The organism is Kibdelosporangium aridum (genome assembly GCF_900176515.1).
In the GTDB taxonomy this organism is placed as follows: Bacteria; Actinomycetota; Actinomycetes; order Mycobacteriales; family Pseudonocardiaceae; genus Kibdelosporangium; species Kibdelosporangium aridum.
On sequence record NZ_FWXV01000001.1, the window covers coordinates 1,846,253 to 1,861,734 of the forward strand.

The 15,482-nt window shown below is 68.7% G+C and carries 18 protein-coding genes; 10 read left to right on the forward strand and 8 right to left on the reverse strand.

What is annotated here, in order from left to right; genetic code table 11:
- Positions 1-72 precede the first annotated feature (72 nt).
- A complete protein-coding gene (locus B9C43_RS07835; RefSeq protein WP_084425259.1) occupies positions 73-1,101 on the forward strand; it encodes a hypothetical protein in 1,029 nt (342 codons plus the stop codon).
- Here the strand turns inward: B9C43_RS07835 and B9C43_RS07840 are convergent.
- On the reverse strand, positions 1,056-2,048 hold the full coding sequence (locus B9C43_RS07840) for a sodium:calcium antiporter (protein ID WP_084425260.1): 993 nt from the start codon (positions 2,046-2,048) through the stop codon (positions 1,056-1,058). The genes B9C43_RS07835 and B9C43_RS07840 overlap by 46 nt on opposite strands.
- A gap of 295 nt (positions 2,049-2,343) precedes the next feature.
- Here B9C43_RS07840 and B9C43_RS07845 point away from each other — a divergent pair, with 295 nt between their 5' ends.
- A complete protein-coding gene (locus tag B9C43_RS07845; RefSeq protein ID WP_084425261.1) occupies positions 2,344-2,709 on the forward strand; it encodes an ArsR/SmtB family transcription factor in 366 nt (121 codons plus the stop codon).
- Positions 2,710-2,812: 103 nt separating this feature from the next.
- On the opposite strand, the gene B9C43_RS07850 is transcribed toward B9C43_RS07845, so the two are convergent.
- Positions 2,813-3,286, reverse strand: coding sequence for an Lrp/AsnC family transcriptional regulator (locus B9C43_RS07850; RefSeq protein ID WP_235038483.1), 474 nt, complete (start codon positions 3,284-3,286; stop codon positions 2,813-2,815).
- 191 nt (positions 3,287-3,477) lie between these two features.
- On the opposite strand from B9C43_RS07850, the gene B9C43_RS07855 reads away from it, so the two are divergent.
- Entirely contained in the window at positions 3,478-3,807 is a 330-nt protein-coding gene (locus tag B9C43_RS07855; RefSeq protein ID WP_235038484.1) for a rhodanese-like domain-containing protein, read from the forward strand.
- On the opposite strand, the gene B9C43_RS07860 is transcribed toward B9C43_RS07855, so the two are convergent.
- Positions 3,791-4,666, reverse strand: a complete 876-nt coding sequence (locus B9C43_RS07860) for an alpha/beta fold hydrolase (protein ID WP_084425263.1) — start codon at positions 4,664-4,666, stop codon at positions 3,791-3,793. The two genes, B9C43_RS07855 and B9C43_RS07860, sit on opposite strands and share 17 nt — an antisense overlap.
- Before the next feature lie 96 nt (positions 4,667-4,762).
- Here B9C43_RS07860 and B9C43_RS07865 point away from each other — a divergent pair, with 96 nt between their 5' ends.
- Positions 4,763-5,542: an alpha/beta fold hydrolase gene (locus tag B9C43_RS07865; protein WP_084425264.1), complete on the forward strand. Its 780-nt coding sequence runs from the start codon at positions 4,763-4,765 to the stop codon at positions 5,540-5,542.
- On the opposite strand, the gene B9C43_RS07870 is transcribed toward B9C43_RS07865, so the two are convergent.
- Positions 5,535-7,061, reverse strand: a complete 1,527-nt coding sequence (locus B9C43_RS07870; RefSeq protein ID WP_235038485.1) for an FAD-dependent monooxygenase — start codon at positions 7,059-7,061, stop codon at positions 5,535-5,537. The genes B9C43_RS07865 and B9C43_RS07870 overlap by 8 nt on opposite strands.
- A gap of 46 nt (positions 7,062-7,107) precedes the next feature.
- On the reverse strand, positions 7,108-7,584 hold the full coding sequence (locus tag B9C43_RS07875; RefSeq protein WP_084425265.1) for a DUF6194 family protein: 477 nt from the start codon (positions 7,582-7,584) through the stop codon (positions 7,108-7,110).
- A gap of 63 nt (positions 7,585-7,647) precedes the next feature.
- Here B9C43_RS07875 and B9C43_RS07880 point away from each other — a divergent pair, with 63 nt between their 5' ends.
- Positions 7,648-8,382: a MerR family transcriptional regulator gene (locus B9C43_RS07880; protein WP_084425266.1), complete on the forward strand. Its 735-nt coding sequence runs from the start codon at positions 7,648-7,650 to the stop codon at positions 8,380-8,382.
- Between the two features lie 4 nt (positions 8,383-8,386).
- Here the strand turns inward: B9C43_RS07880 and B9C43_RS07885 are convergent, their stop codons facing one another.
- Positions 8,387-9,031: a class I SAM-dependent methyltransferase gene (locus B9C43_RS07885; protein WP_084425267.1), complete on the reverse strand. Its 645-nt coding sequence runs from the start codon at positions 9,029-9,031 to the stop codon at positions 8,387-8,389.
- Between the two features lie 140 nt (positions 9,032-9,171).
- Between B9C43_RS07885 and rox the strand changes: the two genes are divergently transcribed.
- The 3 genes from rox (at position 9,172) to B9C43_RS07900 (ending at position 12,527) form a co-directional block, all read left to right on the forward strand.
- Positions 9,172-10,593, forward strand: coding sequence for a rifampin monooxygenase (gene rox, locus B9C43_RS07890; RefSeq protein WP_084425268.1), 1,422 nt, complete (start codon positions 9,172-9,174; stop codon positions 10,591-10,593).
- Between the two features lie 128 nt (positions 10,594-10,721).
- Positions 10,722-11,243, forward strand: coding sequence for a putative immunity protein (locus tag B9C43_RS07895; protein ID WP_084425650.1), 522 nt, complete (start codon positions 10,722-10,724; stop codon positions 11,241-11,243).
- Positions 11,244-11,501: 258 nt separating this feature from the next.
- Positions 11,502-12,527 carry a coiled-coil domain-containing protein gene (locus B9C43_RS07900; protein ID WP_084425269.1) on the forward strand — a complete coding sequence of 342 codons (1,026 nt, stop codon included), beginning with the start codon at positions 11,502-11,504 and terminating at the stop codon, positions 12,525-12,527.
- Here B9C43_RS07900 and B9C43_RS07905 read toward each other — a convergent pair.
- Entirely contained in the window at positions 12,480-13,292 is an 813-nt protein-coding gene (locus B9C43_RS07905) for a helix-turn-helix domain-containing protein (RefSeq protein WP_084425270.1), read from the reverse strand. The two genes, B9C43_RS07900 and B9C43_RS07905, sit on opposite strands and share 48 nt — an antisense overlap.
- An 84-nt stretch (positions 13,293-13,376) precedes the next feature.
- On the opposite strand from B9C43_RS07905, the gene B9C43_RS07910 reads away from it, so the two are divergent.
- Positions 13,377-14,381 (forward strand): aldo/keto reductase, encoded by a 1,005-nt coding sequence (locus B9C43_RS07910; RefSeq protein WP_084425271.1) that lies wholly within the window; start codon positions 13,377-13,379, stop codon positions 14,379-14,381.
- Here B9C43_RS07910 and B9C43_RS07915 read toward each other — a convergent pair.
- The gene (locus B9C43_RS07915; RefSeq protein ID WP_033386510.1) at positions 14,365-14,928 is read right to left on the reverse strand and encodes a TetR/AcrR family transcriptional regulator; all 564 of its coding nucleotides are present in this window, start codon (positions 14,926-14,928) and stop codon (positions 14,365-14,367) included. The genes B9C43_RS07910 and B9C43_RS07915 overlap by 17 nt on opposite strands.
- 65 nt (positions 14,929-14,993) lie before the next feature.
- Here B9C43_RS07915 and B9C43_RS07920 point away from each other — a divergent pair, with 65 nt between their 5' ends.
- Positions 14,994-15,482, forward strand: coding sequence for an FBP domain-containing protein (locus tag B9C43_RS07920; RefSeq protein WP_084425272.1), 489 nt, complete (start codon positions 14,994-14,996; stop codon positions 15,480-15,482).

Sequence of the window (15,482 nt, forward strand, 5' to 3'; positions counted from 1 at the left end):
CCGAGGTCACCAAAGCCACGTATCAGGACACGCTCTCGCCGCTCTGCTCAGCTGAGACGGAAGGGAGCGCGTATGCCCGAGGCGATGAGTCTGGCCGAGTTCACCGCGGCCATCACCCCGCTGACCGTGCCGCAGCGGGTCGCGATCGTCGAACGGGCGCTGGTCCAGTTCGGACACACCGACGCCGTGCACCGGTTGCGCACCTTGCGTTCCTGCGTGCACATGACCGACGAACGCGCCTTCCACCGCGAGCTGGCCGCCGTGCACCGCTCACAAGGCCAGACCTACCTGCTGCCGGAACCGTACGCGAGCCGGTTCGCCTATCTGCCGTTCCGCCTGGAACGCACCGGCGCCAGCGAGTACCTGATCACCAAAGTCGTCGCCGGGTACGCCGCCGTGCAGCCAGGCGCGCAAGTCACGCACTGGAACGGCACTCCCATCGGCTGGGCCGTCGCGCTCATCGGCGCCCAGGCCTGCGGCCCGACACCCACCGCCAACCTCGCCCGAGGACTGGACTCACTGACCCTGCGTCCGCTGATGACCTGGCTGCCGCCCGGTGACGACACCGTCGCCATGACCTACCTCAGTCCCGACGGCAGCCCGCATTCGCTGCGCGTACCGTGGCGCGTCGGCGAAATCCCCGCACCGGCCACCGCACGCCAGGACATCGACCTCGACGCGGACGCCCGGCTACGTGCCCGCAAACTGCTGTTCCGCCCGGACGTGGTCGCCGCGGAAGGCGGCCACACCGCCGTCCGGCTGGACAAACCCGTCGCCGTGGCCGACGGCGATATCCCCACGCACATGCCCGGCGTGCTGCGCGCCCGTGTCGTCGGGCGCGTCGGGCACGTGCGGATCTACACCTTCCACGTGCGCGAACCCGCCGCGCTGCAGGCCGAGATCGACCGCCTGCTGGCACTGCTGCCGTCCACCACCGCGATCGACGTGCGGGGCACCGGCGGCATGCTCGACACCCCGCACATCCTGATCGACGACCACGCCGAGGACCTGTTCACCCGGCGGGACCTGCTGGGCGACAACGCGGATCTGCTGGCTCAGCTGCTGAACACCGGCACCAACGCGACCGCGAACAGCCCGTAGAACGCGCCGACGATCGACAGCCTGCGCACGCTCAACCGCCCGGACCGCAACGTGATCAGCAGGTACACCACCGCGAGCATGGTCACCCCGCCGGCGATCAGCAGCGGGGAATCCAGCCGCCACGGCGTGAACAGCAGACCGAACCCGCTCGGCACGGTCGCCTGGATCATCATCGACCCGGACACGTTCGCCAGCGCCAGCTTGGTCTTGCCCTGCCGCACCCAGATCACCGCGTTCATGATCTCCGGCAGCTCGGTCGCGATCGGCGCCAGCAGCAACGCCGTCAACGTCGCGGGCAACCCGAGCATCGGCCCGACCGCGTCCAGTTGCAGCACGAACAACCGCGACGCCGTGAAGATCACCGCCAGCGCGCCCAGCGTCTGCGCCACCACCGCCCAGGTCGCCGGCTCGGCCCGGCGGCGCTGCAGCTTCAACGGCTCCAGATCCTCCGGCGTGCTGTCGGTGTCCTGCTGGCGCATCTCGCGCACGCAGTAAGCGGCGTACACGGCGAAGAACAGGAACCCCAGCCACGGTTTGATCGCGAACGCCACCAGCCCCAGCCCGACCTTGACCACGAACACGGCGATGAACCACGTCTGGTCCTTGGCGAGCTTGTCGACGTCGCCCCAGTCCTGCGGCGCGCCACGGCGCCTGCTGGCCAGCAGACTCCACCCGATCACGCCGTAGGCCACCGTGGCCAGCGCCAACGGCCCGCCCATCGCCGCGCCGACACCGAGATCACGCTGCTCGGGCGTGTCACCGAAGGCCACCGCCACGAACGTCACGACACTTTCCGGCAACGCGGTACCGATCGCCGCGAGCACAGTGCCGACCGCGACCGTGCCGACTTTCAGGCGACGGCCGAGCCACTCCACGGCGTTGACGAACCACTCGCAGGACAAGTAGATCGCGACCGCGCAGCCGATCAGCAAGGCGAAATGAATCACTGGGGATCCTCCCGCACCGCGGGCCGAACTCCCCGGGAGCGCACCGGCGACCTCGACCCACGGCGCGCATCAAGTCATGCGTCCGTTGTGGGTCGAAGGTCTCGCCCGCCTTCCTGCACGAGAAGGCCGCCGGGCCGGGCTCACGCTCGCGCGAGAACCAGTGTGTCGACCGCGACGTTGGGGGCTACTCCCCTTCGTTCGGCACCAACCCTGCCGTAAGCGAAGCTAATTGTCAATCAATTGCGCAAGCGTCAGACTGTGGCGCGGGCCTCGTTCGGGAAGAATCCAACGCGCCATGAGCGAACCGACACCGACCGACGAGCCGACCCGCCCGCAACTGCAATCGGCGGCGGCCACATTCGCCCTGCTCTCCGCCCCGACCCGGCTGCACGTCGTCTGGCTGCTGGCCCGTCACGAGTACGACGTCGGCACCCTGGCGGAGCGCATCGGCACGACGGTCGCCGCGGTCAGTCAGCACTTGGCCAAGCTCCGCCTCGCCGGCCTGGTCGCCGCCCGCCGCGACGGCCGACGGCAGATCTACGCCGTGGAAGACCCGCACGTGCTCACCCTGGTCGAGCAGATCTTCGAGCACATCGCCCCCGACGGCACGCTCGCGCCCGACCCGCCCACCCCACGGCACCCGAACCGGCCCGCGACATAAGAACCCGCAGCTCGGTCTGTCGAACGCGGCGGCGGATATACCGAACGGTGCCGGTGACCAGCCGGTTCGCGTTGAGTACGGACCGGCAATGGCGCCAAGGCCGTCAGCCGGATCCCGCGGCCTGGCGATCGCTGAGGTCAGCCGTCAGGTCCCTGCGCGGCAGCGGGCTGGAGTACACCACGCTCGTGGTGACCGGGCCCAGGCCGCTGATCCGGCCGGTGGTCTGCTCGAGGTGGCGCATCGAACGCGCGATCACCTTGAGCACGAAGCAGTCGTCGCCGGTCACGTGATGCGCCTCGACGATCTCCGGCGTGCCGGCCAGCAGTTCGTGGAACGGCTTGTAGTTGCCCGTCGGATAACGCAGCCGCACCAGTGCGAGGATCGTGAACCCCAGCCGGTCCGCGTCCACCACCGCGGTGTAGCCGCGGATGATCCCGGCCTGCTCGAGCCTGCGGACTCGCTCGGTCACCGCGGATGCCGACATCGACACCGCCCTGGCCAGTTCGGCATAGCTGGCCCGGCCGTCCCGCTGGAGTTCCTCCAGGATGCGCCAATCCGTGGCGTCCAAGGTTTCCACGGCTGCGTAGCTTAAACGCCGTGGAAAACCCGGCCGCTCAGCCGTAACGCCGTGGATCACCACTTCACGGCAAACCCGCAGGTCAATACCGTTTCCAGGCATGGACGCCCTCGGATTCTTCGCCGCCCGCCTGCAGTTCCAGACCGACGTCTCCGACGTGCACGCCGGCACTGGAAACCACACCCGGGTTCGTGCTCATCGACTCACGCGGCGACGCGGGCTGGCACCAAGGCCACATCCCCGGCGCACTGCACATGCCCACCGCCGACATCCCGCGGCACGCCCCGTCGACCATCGATCCCGCCACGCCGGTGGTCACCTACTGCTGGGGACCGGGCTGCAACGGCGCCACCCGGGCCGCGCTCGAGTTCGCCAAACTCGGCTACGCGGTCAAGGAAATGCTCGGCGGCATCGAGTACTGGATCCGCGAGGGCTTCCCCGTGCAGACCGCCGACGGCACAACCCGGCAGCCCGCCGATCCGCTCACCGCTCCGCTGCACGCCATCACGTGTGACTGTTAGCCCGCCGCGCGGTGCGGTCGATGCCGTCGACCAGCGTCGGCCACACCGCGCGCGGCAAGTCGTGGCCCATGCCCGGCACCAGGATCAGCTCCGCGCCGGGAATCGCCCGCGCGGTCGCCTTTCCGCCCGAGACGTGCACCAACGGGTCGGCCTTCCCGTGGATCACCAGCGCCGGGATCCGCAGCCGCCGCAACTGGGACGTCCGGTTGGCCGCCGAGGTGATCGCGACCAGTTGGCGCATCGTCCCGGCACGGTTGACGCCACGGTCGAACGTCCGTGCTGCCCGCGTGCGCATCCGGTCCTCGTCGAAGGTGAACCCCGGCGAGCCGATCAGCTTGAACGTCGAGAGCACCGCCTCGACGTAGCCGTCGCGTCCCTTCGGTGGCTTGCCCAGCAACGACGGCAGCACCCGCGGATTGGGCCAGCCGACGCGCTTGTCGCCGGTCGTGGACATCACCGACACCAGCGACCGGACCCTCGCCGGATGCCGGATCGCCAGCGTCTGCGAGATCATCCCGCCCAAGGACACGCCGGTGACGTGCGCGGACTCGATGCCCAGGTGATCGAGCAGCCCAGCGGCGTCATCGGCCATGTCATCGAGCGAATACGGCGGGGGCTGCCGCAGAAACGACCCGATCAGCGACACACGGCCACTCATCGCCTGTGACCGGCCGCAGTCGCGGTTGTCGAAGCGGATCACGTGGAAGCCGCGGTCGGCCAGCAACCCGCACAGGTCGTCGTCCCACCAGATCATCGGCCCGCCGAGACCCATGATGAGCAGCAACGGCCGGCCGCCCGGGTCGCCGATGGTCTCGTAACAGATCCGCACCCCGTTGATGTCCGCACTCTGCTCTGCCACTCCCCGATTCTGATGCACCCAAACGGTTTCGGCGACGTTCTGCCGCGATCATGCGTGTCACACGGGCCGCGTGGGAAAGCCGGATACGTTGACCGCATGATCGACGCGCTCTCCTACGAAGTCCACGGGTACGGCCCGGGGCTGGTGCTGCTGCACGGCATCGGCAGCCGCGGCACCACCACCTGGTCGCCCGTGGTGGAGCAGCTCGCGGTCAAATACACCGTTGTGCTTCCCGATCTGCCAGGGTCGGGCGACAGCCCGTTGCCGAACGGGCCGATGGCCATCGAGACCATCGCCGATCAGATCGTGGCCACCGCGCACGCAGCCGGGCTGAGTGAATTCGTCGTCTGCGGGGTCAACGTGGGTGCCGCGATCGCCATCAAAACAGCCGCACGCTGGCCCGTACGGGTGCGCGGCCTTGCCACGGTCGTCGGCTTCGCCCACCCCCGCGTGACCCTTCGGCTCAACCTGGAGCTCTGGGCGTCCTTGACCGCGCACGGCGACGTCGTCACCACCAGCAGGCTGCTGACCAGTCTGTGTTTCGCCGAGCAATACCTGGCCGTTCTCCCGCCCGCCGCGGTGGACCAGATCGTCAAACAGTTCGGCAAGCAGCTGGCACCGGGCACGGCCGAACAGATCGCCTTCACCCTGGGCATCGACGTCCGCGACGATCTCGCCGCCGTCAACGCGGACACCCTGGTCGTGGTGGCCACCGACGACCGGTTCGCCGCTCCCGAACACTCCGCGGAGATCGCCGCCGGGATCCGCAAGGCGCGCCTGGTCGAGGTGCCCGGCGGGCACGCGGCCATCTTCGAGGATCCCGAGCCGACCCTGGCCGCACTGACCGAGTTCCTCCGTACCCTGGCCGTCACATGATGGCTTTGATGTAGGCGAGCACGGCGTCGGAGTCGTCGCCGTCAGCTGTCAAGGCGACGTAACCGTCCGGGCGGACCAGAACGAGGGTGTCGGTGTCGATTCCGTAGGTCTGGAACGCATCCGCGTCCTGCGTCACGAGGTGGGTATGGATGCGGTCGGTGAGCCGCGCGAGGGCCTCCGCGCATCCCGCACCGAACCCCAGCAACGTGAACCCAGGTCCGCGAAAAACGTCGAACAGCCGGACCTGGCCACCGTCGGGCGTCGTCAACCGCGCATCCGGTGCGCGATCGCCTGCCTGCAGCCGGTCGGCGCGGTCGACCAAGTCCCGCGACAGTGAGCTCCAGCGGTAGTGCAGGCCCAACTGCCGCACGTCATCGGTCATCCCGGCGTCCACACCGGCGCTGCGCTCCCGTGAGCCGGCAAGGACCGCCGCGCTCGACCGCGAACTCGTACGCAGGGTCCACTCGGCGATCGGCAGCCGCTCCTCCTGATAGGTATCCAGCAGGCTGTCGGACGCGGACGCCAGTTTCCAGCCGAGGTTGTAGGCGTCCTGGATACCGGTGTTCATGCCCAGCCCGCCCGCGATCGGATGCACGTGCGCGGAGTCGCCGGCGAGGAACACCCGCCCGACCCGCAGCCGGTCTGCCACCCGGATGTTGATCCGGTAGATCGACAGCCAGGTCGGGTTGGACAACCGGATCGGCAGGCCGGTGCGCTCGTCCACGATCCGCTGGAAGGTCTCCAGCGACGGCGGCGAGTCGTCGACCGGGGACGCCTGGAACTGCCACGCCTTGGTGCCCGGCAACGGACAGATCAGCACGATATGACCGTCACCCAACCATTGGTGCCACGCGTCGGCCGACAACCCGTCCACCTCCACGTCGCCGCACAACATCACCTGCGTCGCGTTCGTGTCACCTTCGAAACGCACACCGAGGCTTTTGCGGATCCCGCTCTTGCCGCCATCGCAACCAACCAGGTAGTCCACCTCGACCCGCTCAGTGCCACGGTCGGACACGATGGTCGCACTCACCGCGGTGTCGTCCTGGCTGAACTCGGTCAGCTCACTGCCCAGCTCCACCCGCACACCGAACTCCGCCAGCCGGGCACGCAACACCCGCTCGATCGCCCACTGCGGAATCAGCAGCGTGCCGAGATACGGCACGTCGGGCGCCGGCTTCAGGTGGCCGTAGAGGGCGACATCGCGGAGCACGCGATCCCGCTCGTAGTGCCGGAACACCACGTTCTGGGTACCGGCCTGGAGGATCTGCTCGGCCACCCCGAGGTCGTCGAAGACCTCGATACTGCGCGGCTGCAGGCCCTTGCCGCGTGAACTGTCCGGGAACCGTGAGGCCCGGTCGATGATCCGGACCGACAGGCCACGGCGCGCGAGGTCGCAGGCGAGCGTGAGACCGGTCGGTCCGGCGCCGACCACGAGCACGGTGATCATGAGCCACGGTAGCGTGACGCTGTCAGTGATCGCCCGGTCAACGAAGGCGGCCGATCGCTCCTCGCCCACTTCCCCTCAGGGCACTACGCCAGGGCCGCCCAGCGGCTGCTTTGTGTCAGCGGGCCTGGGATTCCGCGCGTCGCTCGTAACGCGAGCGTGCGATCTCATAGGCCGACGTCAGCAACTCCCGGACGGCCGCTTCGGTGCGCGGGCCCGGGTTCACCACGGCCAGCCAGCCGACGGTGCCGTACACCGGATGCGCGATCACGGTGTCCGCGGCGCTGGCGTCGCCCTCGATGCTGGCTGCGTCGCGTGGTGCGTGACCGGTCCATTGAACGAACGCGTCCTTACCGGCGAACATGTTCACCCGGAAGGTGTCCGGCCGATCAAGGCGTGACGACTCGTCGCCGGGATAGTTCTTGGTCACCACCGTCGCGAACGGCTGTGTCTTCGTCGGGGTGACGCCGTCTGGCGCGTAGTAGAAGAACGTGTCGCCCCAGCTCAGCTCCGGCGAGCCGTCGCCAGGCCCCGGCTTGAGCGTCAGCACACCGTCGAGTCCCGCCACGAAGCCAATGATCTCGTCCATCGTCATGTGCTCTAGCATCAGCTTAAAGTGTTTGTGGAGACTTCCAGGCCGATACCAAGGGGATTCGGGGTGCAAAGTCTCAAATCGCATCGTACGGCCGATGTCGCGGGGCGGGCCGGGTATTCGGTTCAGCAGGTGCGCAATCTCGAACGTGACGGCGTGCTGCCGCCGGCGACCCGCACCGACACCGGATACCGGATCTACGGCGAGATCCACGTCCAGTCCGCGCTGGCCTACCGGGCTCTCGCGGCAGGTGCGGGCCCGATCGAGGCCAAGAAGATCGTCCGGGCCGTGCACCGATCCCCGGTCGCGCACGTGCTTGCCCTGCTGGACGCGGTGCACGCCCGGCTGGACACCGAGCGCACCGAGCTGCGGCTGGCCGAACAGGCCGCCGAGGCGATCTCCACCGAGCCGATCCAGGACGTGCGGGCGTCGGACTCGATGAGCGTTTCCGAACTCGCCGCGGCTCTTGGCGTACGTCCGTCGACCTTGCGGCACTGGGACGCGGAAGAACTTGTCGTCCCGGACCGGGATCCCGCGCGGGGAACACGTCGCTACACGCCGGCCCAGGTACGCGACGCCCGGATCGTGCACCAGCTGCGCGAAGCCGGATATCGCATCACGCCGTTGCGCGGCCTCATGCCGGATCTGCGGCACGGCCGTCGGCTCGAAGATGTCGCCGCCGCGTTGGCGGCCAGACACGACAGCATCACGACGCGCTCGAAGGCACTGCTGGATGCTGCCGCCGCGCTCAGCGCGGTGATCTCGCTCGCCGCAGCGGAGGACACACAACAAAACCGTTGAGCGGTCAGGGTTCCTGGTGTTTGCGGACCAGCAGGTGTGCCTGTTGGAACCGCTCGCCCTCCTGAGGCTCGCGCAGCAACCGCGCGACTTCGACGAAACCGGCCTGGCGCAACAGGTTCGCGAGACTGTCGGGTGACCATCGGTAGGCGAGCGTGACCTTGTGGTCGAACTCCTGCGGCAGCGCATCGTCGCCGGCGAAGAACCCGAGCAGCAGATGCCCGCCCGGCGCCAGCACCCGCTCGAACTCGGTGAACACGGCCGGCACTTGCGCCGGTGGTGTGTGGATGACGGAGTACAGCGCGAGAATGCCACCGAGAACGCCGTCGGCGATGTCCAGAGCGGTCATCGAGCCCTCGTCGAACCGCAGGCCTGGATGAGCGTGGCGGGCGAGGGAGATCATCTCGGAGGACAGGTCGATGCCGAAGGTGACCGACCCGAGTGCGTGCATGTGCGCCGTCACGTGGCCAGGGCCGCACCCGATGTCCGCGACCGGTCCGGCACCGTGGGCCTGCACGAGTTCGGCGAACACGGCCAGCAGCGCGCGTTCCATCGGTTTGATCTTGAGCACGTCACCGAAAAGCTCGGCGTAGAGAGTCGCGACGGAGTCGTAGGCAGTCTTCGTGTCGTTCAGCACGGATGGTTCGGTCACGGCGGAAACCCTAGTCCGCACGAAAACTGTTCCCCTCCCACTTCAACATATAGCGCACCGGGGGTCTTGCGGCAAGCCCCGGGTTGTGCCGCAGAATCTCCCAGCCGAAGCCAAGACCAGCGGAAATGAATGGGCGGTCGATGTTTGACGTGATCGTGGCCGGTTGTGGACCGACCGGCTTGATGCTCGCCAGTGAACTGCGCCTGCACGACGTGCGCGTGCTCGTGCTGGACAAGGAAACCGAACCGACCAAGGTTGTCCGCGCGCTTGGCCTGCACGCGCGCAGCATTGAGATCATGGACCAGCGCGGCCTGCTGGACCGGTTCCTCGCACTCGGCACGCAGCACCCGGTCGGCGGATTCTTCGCCGGTATCCCCAAACCCGCACCCGAACTGGACACCGCACACGGGTACGTCCTGGGCATCCCGCAACCCACCATCGATCGCCTGCTGGCCGAGCGGGCGGCCGAGCTCGGTGCCGAGGTCCGCCGCGGGTGTGAGCTCGTCGGGCTCAGCCAGGACGACGACGGGGTGACCGTCGAGCTGGCCGACGGCACGCAGTTGCGCTCGCGCTACCTCGTCGGCTGCGACGGCGGCCGCAGCACCGTGCGCAAGCTGCTCGGCGTCGCGTTCCCCGGTGAGCCCTCGAGGGTCGACACGTTGCTGGGCGAGATGATCGTGGGCGCGCCGGAAGAGCTGATGAGCGCGATGGAGGAAATCCGCAAGACACAGAAGCGGTTCGGCGCGATGCCGCTCAAGGACGGCGTGTACCGCGTTGGCGTGCCCGCCGCCGCGGTGGCCGAAGATCGTTCGGTCCCGCCGACGTTCGAGGAGTTCCAGGAGCAGCTGCGGGTGATCGCCGGTACGGACTTCGGCGTGCACTCACCGCGCTGGCTGTCGCGTTTCGGCGACGCCACCCGGCTGGCCGAGCGTTACCAGGTCGGCCGGGTGCTGCTGGCCGGCGACGCGGCACACATCCACCCGCCGGTCGGTGGCCAGGGCCTCAACCTCGGCGTCCAGGACTCGGTCAACCTCGGCTGGAAACTGGCCGCGACGATCGCGGGCTGGGCGCCGGAGGGCCTGCTGGAGACCTACCACACCGAACGGCACCCGGTGGCCGCCGACGTGCTGGACAACACGCGCGCGCAGATGGAGCTGTTGTCCACCGAACCGGGTCCGCAGTCGGTACGGCGGCTGCTGGCCGAACTGATGGATTTCGAGGTGGTCAGCAGGTATCTGACCGAGAAGATCATCGCGATCGGGATCCGTTACGACTTCGGCGAAGGGCACGAGCTGCTCGGCCGCCGGCTGCGGGATGTGGGTCTCAAGCGAGGACGTCTCTACGAGCTGATGCACCGCGGCCGCGGGTTGCTGCTGGACCAAACCGGCCGGCTGTCGGTCGAGGGCTGGGCGGACCGGATCGATCACGTCGTGGATGTCAGCGAGGAGCTGGACGTGCCCGGTGTGCTGCTGCGGCCGGACGGCCACGTGGCGTGGGCCGGTGACGATCAGCAGGATCTGGTCGCCCACCTGCCCAGGTGGTTCGGCGCCGCAGTGAACTGAGCGCACGGTGTGCGGCCCCGAACCTGGGGCCGCACACCGTCGGTCGTTGTCGCCGGAAAAGTTTCAACCGGCGGTTCAACGATACGGTCGAAGCCGTGGCCGATGACCCCCTCACGATCGAGCTCAGCATGGCTGAACTGCGCGAAATCGCGGGCTACGCTGTGGCCTGCGCGCAGCCCGCCCTGGCGATCTTCGAACGGGCCCGCCCGCACGATCCACGCCCACGAGCCGCGATCGACGCCGCCCAGGCATTCGCGGACGGAGCCAAGCGCACCAAAGTGATCCGCGACCACGCATGGGCGGCGCACCGGGCATATCAAGAAGCCCGCGATGCCGGACAGGCGGCGGCCAGCGACGTCGCACGCGCGGCCGTCGCCGCAGCCAGTGCGGCGTTCCTGCACCCCTTGGCGAAAGCGACCCAGGTCCTGCACATCCTCGGCCCAGCCGCCCACGCCGCCCGGGCATTCGAGCTCGACGCCGGCGACGACCATGAGGTGGGCGCCGCCTACATCGAGAAGTCGCGCGCTCTGGCCGGTCCTGTCGTGATCAGTGTCCTGGTGCGGTACCCGCTTGCCCCGGGTGGGCGTGGCCGTGTCGGAGAGTTGGTGCGGGAATTGGACGCATCGTTGCGTCGTCCGCTGAGCCACTAGAACGACCCGGATCGCCTTCCCAAGCCCTCACGTCCGGCCCCGGAGATACCGGCGAATTTCGTCACGGTGACGACCTCCTGGTTCTTCCAGGCCCACAGAGCCGCCACAGAACCACCCTCGCGCGCTACCTCGGAGTTCCAGGCGGACACACCGTGATAACAGTCATTATCACTGAACTATCCGTTCTGCCTAGTTAAGCGTATTTGATACGCGATACCACTAAAGCGTATGCGTAAGCTAATGAGATATGCTGGTCAAGTGGAAGATGAGGCGGCCGAAACCGCGACATGCGCACTGGACGGATGCGACAACCCCTTGCCCCCACCGGCGCGCGACGAGCGGGGACGTCTGAAAGGCGGCAAGCCGACCCGCTACTGCGGAAAGGCCCACGCGGACGAAGCCTCACGACGGCGGCGGGCGCTGGAGTCAGTCGGCGTCGACGAGCCGCTGCATGTGCTGCGGGAACTGGGTGGGCAGACCCGCGATGCGATGGACGCGGCGCTGCGGGAACTGGCGGAGATCCGGCGCCGCTGGGACGAGATCGACGCCGGTGCCGTGGCGCGTTCGGCGAAGGACAGGGCCGAGACCGCCGAGGCGCTGCTGAAGGTCGAGCAGGCGCGCCGAGAACTGGACGATGCTGTGCGGGTTCGTGCGGAGGCGCTGTCGGCGGCGGCGAAGGACCAGCAACGCCGTAAAGCCGCCGAAGAGGCCGCCGAGCAGGCCATTCACGAGGCCGAGCAGGTCAAGAAAGCCGCGTGGGCGCAGACCGCCGAGCACGAACGTGCCCGCGGCCAGGCCGAGACCCGTGCCGCCGCGGCCGAACAAGCCCAGCTCGACGCGGTCACCCGGCTTGAGGCGACGCGGCGTGAACTGCGGGAGCTGACCGAGCGGCACCAGGAGACCCAGCAGGCGCTGGCCCAAGCGTTCTCGGCCGCCGACCGGGCGGAGGCCGCCAAGACCCTCGCCGAAACCAAGATCGCCAGCGCCGAGGAACGGGCGCGCCTGGCTGGCGAGGCCGCGCGGCTGGCCGAGCTGAGCGCGCAACGCGCACTGGAAGACCTGGCTCAAGCGCGTAAGGAGACCGAGGCCGCGCGCAACGCTCAAGCCAGCTCGGCGAACGAATCGGCGCAGGCGCTGGCGCGGTACAACACCGCCGCCCAGCAGCTTGCCGGGCATGAGGTGACCATCCGCGAGCTGACCCGGCAACTGCACGATGCCCGCGAGCGCGAACGGGTGCTACTGGAGAACGTTGTCGCGCACGGCAAGCAGGTCGAGGGCGGCTGACGACGACTCGTCCGCGGGCAGGTAGACGACCAGCCGCTGCTCGTCGGCGTCCGGCAGCATCAACGTCTCGAACGCCAGCCGCACGTCACCTGCTCGCGGATGCCGCCACCGCTCGACTCCGGTGCGGCTGGCCAGCTTCGCGGACGACTCGTAGCGGCGGTGAAACTCCGCGCCGCCCGCCACCCGCAACTCCTCGGCCATGAACGCCGCGTAGCTGTCGCCCAGCGACGCGGCGGCCCGCAACTCCGCCGCCCACTCGTCGGCCACCTGGTCCCAGTCGGGAAACACCTCGCGAGCGCGCGGGTCGGTGAACACGAACCACGCGAGGTTCTCCGGCACCGGATCCATCAGCCGCCCGTAGGTCGAGGTGTACGCGAGCACGTCGCCGACCTGGTTGGTCACCAGCGCCGGGGTCGGTTCCAGCCGTGCCAGCACCGCGGTCACCGTCGGGCGTACCGAGCGCGCCGGGGCTGCGGTGCCTTGGCATACGCCGCCGGTCGTGGCCTTGAGCAGGCGGTGCAGGTACACGCGTTCGTCCACGGTCAGGCTCAGCGCGTCGGCCAGTGCCCCGAGGATCTCGGTCGACGGGTTACGGTCGCGTCCCTGTTCCAGGCGCGTGAGGTACTCGACGCTGATGCCCGCCAGTGTCGCCAGCTCCGCGCGCCGCAATCCGGGTGTGCGGCGGCGCGGTCCTTGCGGCAGGCCCGCGTCCGACGGTGCGATCGACTCGCGCCGTGCCCGCAAGAACGCCCCCAGTTCGTTCATGACCTGCAGTGTATTGCCTAGCCCCCTGGGGACCACCCTTGTCACGGCCTCCCTGCCTGACCGTCAGACCGGCACGCTGGGCGCATGCGTTACCGACTATTGGGCCGGACCGGGCTGCGGGTGTCCGAGGTGTTCTTTGGCGCCATGACCTTCTACGAGCGCGGCGCCGGGGAGCCGGAGTTCCGCGCGATGCTCGACGCGTACGCCGACGGGGGCGGCAACGTCATCGACACGGCCTCGGCGTACGGCGAGAGCGAGGCGATCCTCGGCGAGCTGCTGGGAAAGCGCCGTGACAGCTTCGTACTGGCGACGAAGTACACGCTCTCGCGTGACCAGGACGACCCGAACGCGGCGGGCAACCACCGCAAGAACATGATCCTCACCCTTGAGCAGAGCCTGCGGCGGCTGCGCACCGACTACATCGACCTGTACTGGGTGCACAGCTGGGACCGGCACACGCCGATCGAGGAGACCTTGCGCGCGCTGGACGACGCCGTGCGGGCGGGCAAGATCCGCTACGTCGGCATCTCCAACGCGCCCGCGTGGCTGGTCAGCCGCGCCAACACCCTCGCCGAGTGGCGTGGCTGGACGGCGTTCACGGGTCTGCAGGTGCAGTACAACCTTCTGCAGCGCGACATCGAGCGCGAACTGCTGCCGATGGCCGAGGCGCTGGGCATCACGGTCGCGGCCTGGGCGCCGCTGGCGCGTGGCGTGTTGGCGGGCAAGCTCACCGGGTCCGGCGCTGCCGGGTCGGACGCGCGGATCGACACCAGCACCGCCACACTCCGCGAGCACACCGTCGCGCAAGCCGTTCAGGAAGTCGCCGACGAGCTGGGTGCTTCACCGGCGCAGGTCGCACTGGCGTGGCTGTGGCACAAGTCGCCGCTCGTGCATCCGATCATCGGCGCCACCAGCGTCGCCCAGGTCAAGGACAACCTGGGGGCAACGAACGTGGATCTGTCCGACGAGTTGATGCGCAGGCTGGAAGCGGGTACCGACTTCAAAAGGGGCTACCCGTACGACTTCCTCGCCGAGTGTGAGGACCATCCGGGCGTCTACGGCACGAAACGGGTCACGGCCAGGCCTTGAGCACCGCGTCCAGCGCGTCGAGGGTGCGTGACCAGGACGCGTCCACTTCCCTGGGGGTGTGGTGGAACGCGCCCGCGGTTTCCAGGCTGACATACCCGTGGAATGTGCTGTGCAGCATGCGGATCGCGTCGGTCTGGTCGGGCTCGTCCAGTCCGTAGCCACGCAGGATCGCGCGGGTCATGTCGGAGTGTTTGCGGGCCGCGCTGGCGTGCAGTGCCTCAGGGCGCAACTGCATCTGCGCGGCGGCGTACCGGCCGGGATGCGTCTTGGCGTAGGTGCGGTAGGCGTTGGCGAACGCCACCAGCGCGTCCTTGCCCGCCCGGCCGGCCAGCGCCTCGCCGACCCGGTCGGCCATCTCGGCCAGCGCGTGCATCGCGACGCGTTCCCGCAGGTCCTGGGCGTTCTTCACGTGCGAGTAGAGGCTGGCGTCCTTTACGCCGAACCGCCGCGCGAGCGCGGAGATGGTCACGTTGTCGAAGCCGACCTCGTCGGCCATCTCCGCGGCCGCGTCGACCAGACGCTGCGCGGTCAGTCCCGCTCGTGCCATTCATCACCCTTCCTAGAGGCCTTAATTATTTGCCTAATGCCTCTAGGAAATCTACCGTCGCAGTCATGAGACCCGTCACCGAGAGCGAGATCCGCGCGTCGTTCGTCAACTGCACCAAGGGCGAGACCAAGCGGATGACCGTGCCCCGTGACCTGGCCGGCAAGCCGTGGGACGACCTGGACTTCTTCGGTTGGCAGGATCCCGCGTCCCCGGAACGCGCCTACCTCGTCGCCCCGGACGGCGATGGCCTCGTCGGGATCGCGCTGCGGCGTGCGGCGCAGACCGGCGGTCAGACCCGTCGCACGATGTGCTCGCTGTGCCTGACCACGCACGACGGCGTGGCGCTGATGACCGCGCGTAAGGCGGGCAAGAGCGGCCAGAACGGCAACTCGGCTGGCGCGTACATGTGCTCCGACCTGGCGTGTTCGCTGTACATGCGTGGCAAGAAGGACGCCGGTCCCGGTGCGCGGCTGCAGGAGTCGCTGACCTTGGACATGCAGGTCGAGCGCACCATGACGAACCTGGCTGGGTTTCTCGCGAAGGTCAGAGCCTGA

Coding starts and splice junctions, on each gene's coding strand:
- B9C43_RS07910 (WP_084425271.1), top strand. CDS start 13,377: ATGCGTTACCGACTATTGGGCCGGACCGGGCTGCGGGTGTCCGAGGTG.
- B9C43_RS07920 (WP_084425272.1), top strand. CDS start 14,994: ATGAGACCCGTCACCGAGAGCGAGATCCGCGCGTCGTTCGTCAACTGC.
- B9C43_RS07865 (WP_084425264.1), top strand. CDS start 4,763: ATGATCGACGCGCTCTCCTACGAAGTCCACGGGTACGGCCCGGGGCTG.
- rox (WP_084425268.1), top strand. CDS start 9,172: ATGTTTGACGTGATCGTGGCCGGTTGTGGACCGACCGGCTTGATGCTC.
- B9C43_RS07905 (WP_084425270.1), bottom strand. CDS start 13,292: ATGAACGAACTGGGGGCGTTCTTGCGGGCACGGCGCGAGTCGATCGCA.
- B9C43_RS07835 (WP_084425259.1), top strand. CDS start 73: ATGCCCGAGGCGATGAGTCTGGCCGAGTTCACCGCGGCCATCACCCCG.
- B9C43_RS07895 (WP_084425650.1), top strand. CDS start 10,722: ATGGCTGAACTGCGCGAAATCGCGGGCTACGCTGTGGCCTGCGCGCAG.
- B9C43_RS07845 (WP_084425261.1), top strand. CDS start 2,344: ATGAGCGAACCGACACCGACCGACGAGCCGACCCGCCCGCAACTGCAA.
- B9C43_RS07915 (WP_033386510.1), bottom strand. CDS start 14,928: ATGGCACGAGCGGGACTGACCGCGCAGCGTCTGGTCGACGCGGCCGCG.
- B9C43_RS07875 (WP_084425265.1), bottom strand. CDS start 7,584: ATGACGATGGACGAGATCATTGGCTTCGTGGCGGGACTCGACGGTGTG.